Source organism: Actinotalea ferrariae CF5-4, assembly GCF_000603945.1.
Taxonomy (GTDB): Bacteria; Actinomycetota; Actinomycetes; order Actinomycetales; family Cellulomonadaceae; genus Actinotalea; species Actinotalea ferrariae.
In genome coordinates, this window is sequence record NZ_AXCW01000395.1 from 1 (window position 1) to 2,439 (window position 2,439).

Annotated in this window: 2 protein-coding genes; both read right to left on the reverse strand. The window is 76.1% G+C overall.

Translation table 11 applies throughout. From position 1 onward, the window contains the following. Positions 1-379 (reverse strand): amidohydrolase family protein (locus N866_RS18150; RefSeq protein ID WP_155855479.1); only part of this gene is annotated, 379 nt, incomplete at its 3' end. Positions 380-426: 47 nt separating this feature from the next. Beyond that, on the reverse strand, positions 427-2,439 hold a 2,013-nt coding region (locus N866_RS18155), incomplete at its 5' end, for a DEAD/DEAH box helicase (protein WP_034229341.1).

A 2,439-nucleotide genomic window follows, 5' to 3' on the forward strand; every position in this document is an offset into this window, starting at 1 on the left:
CCTCCGGCCACGCCGTCTCGTCCCACCCGTGGCCCAGCAGCGCCGCGCCCGAGGGCAGGGCACGCGCGGCGGCGGCGACCCGGTCCAGGGCCACGGCGAGCGTCCGCACGCCGGCCGCCGGGGACAGGTCGAGGCCCGTCAGCGCGATGCCCGTCTCGAGGACGTGGACGTGCGCGTCGACGAAGGCCGGCGCGACGAGCGCCCCGTCCAGGTCCACCACCTCGTCCGCACCGTCCAGGACCGTGTGCGCGCTGTCGTCGCTGCCGAGCCACGCCACCCGGCCGTCGGCGACGAGCACGGCCTCGGCGAAGGGGTCCGCCGAGGAGTGCACGACGCCGTTGCGGTACAGCACGGACCGGGACGCGGGTGAAGGGGTCACCGGCGGAAACTAACGCACGCGGGCCGGGAGCAGGGCCCGGAGCAGGGTCAGACCGAGCTGTACGCCACCACGCCCCGGCGCAGCTGGTCCACCGCACGCCGCGCCGTGGTGCGCGTCGCGGCCTGCGGCGCGGCCTGCCCGATCTGGTCCAGCAGGTCGATGACCTGCTTGCACCACCGGACGAAGTCCCCCGCCGCGAGCTCCGTGCCCTGCAGCACGGTGCCCAGACTGCGACCGGACGCCCAGCGGTGGATCGGCTCGACGAGCCCGGTGTCCAGCGGCCGGGTCGTCTGCAGGCGGTGGGCGAGCTCGAGGTCCTCCAGCCGCGACCACACCCGGAGCGTCTCGTCCAGCGCCTGCCCCAGCCGGCCCTGGGGCCCACCTGGCACCTGCGGCACGTGGTCCCGCTCCTCGCGGCGCGCCTCGAACACGACCGTGGAGACGGCCGCGGCCAGGCCGGGTGCGTCCAGCCCGTCCCAGATGCCCCGGCGCAGGCACTCGGCGACGAGCAGGTCGCTCTCCGCGTACAGCCGGCGCAGCCACTGGCCCGAGGTCGTGACGCGCAGCCTGGCCCGGTCCGGGGCGTCGGCGTCCGTGACGGTCTCCAGGTAGCCCGTCTCGGCGAGCACGTCGCAGATCCGGTCGAAGATGCGCGCGATCGAGCTGGTCCGCCCGTCGATGCGGCGCACGAGGGCGTCGTGCTCCCGCTTGAGACGGTGGTACCGCTCCGCCCACCGGGCGTGGTCCTCGCGCTCGGAGCACCCGTGGCACGGGTGCGCCCGCAGCCGACGGCGCAGCCCGGCCACCGTGGCGTCGTCGGCCGCCTCCGACCGCCCGGGGCGGCTGCCGCGGTCCGGCCGGACCAGCCGGGACGGGTCGGCCAGGGCGCTGCGCAGCGCCGAGGCCAGGTCGCGCTTGTGGGCGGCGTTGCGCGGCGAGAACTGCTTCGGCACCCGCACGGAGCTCACCGTGCGGACGCCGCGGTCCAGGTCCGCGGTGGTGAGCGTGCGGACCTGCCGCTCCGCCGTGAGCACCGTGGGACGCGGACCGTCGAGCCCCGCGTCCCGCCCGGGGTCCAGGACGACCGCGTAGCCGGCCCGTCGACCCCCCGGGATCTCCACGACGTCGCCCACGCGCAGCTGCTCGAGGCTGGCCCGGGCCTCGGCGCGGCGCGCCCGGGCCGCCTCGCGGGACAGGTCCTGCTCCCGGTCGGTGAGCTGGTGCCGGATGCGCGCGTACTCGGCGAAGTCGCCCAGGTGGCACTCCATCGCCTTGGCGTAGCCGTCGAGCGCCTCCGCGTGGGCCTGCGCCTGCCGGGCGAGGCCGACGACGGCGCGGTCCGCCTGGAACTGCGCGAAGGAGGTCTCGAGCACCTCCCGGGCGCGGTCCCGGCCCACCTGCGCCACGAGGTTGACGGCCATGTTGTAGGTGGGCCGGAAGCTCGAGCGCAGCGGGTACGTGCGCCGGGACGCCAGCCCCGCCAGGGCGACCGGGTCGAGCGCCCCGTGGTCGACGACGACGGCGTGCCCCTCGACGTCGATGCCCCGCCGACCGGCCCGACCGGTGAGCTGGGTGTACTCCCCCGGCGTGATGTCCTGGTGCGCGGAGCCGTCCCACTTCGTCAGCTTGTCGAGCACGACGGACCGCGCGGGCATGTTGATGCCGAGCGCCAGCGTCTCGGTGGCGAACACGACCTTGACGAGCCCGCGGGAGAAGAGGTCCTCGACGGTCTCCTTGAACAGCGGCAGGAGGCCGGCGTGGTGGGAGGCGATGCCCCGCTCGAGGGCCTGGCTCCACTCCCAGTAGCCGAGGACGGCCAGGTCCTGCGCGGGCACGGCGGCGCACCGCTGCTCCACGGTGCGGCGGATCTCGGCCTCCTGCTCCGCCGTCGTCAGCCGCAGACCGGACCGCAGGCACTGCTGCACGGCGGCGTCGCAGCCGGACCGGGAGAACACGAAGAAGATCGCGGGCAGCAGCGCCTCGCGGTCCAGCACGTCGACGACGGCGAAGCGCGGTGCCGGCCGGCGCGCCGGCGTGGGCACGCCGCGGCGGCCGCTGCG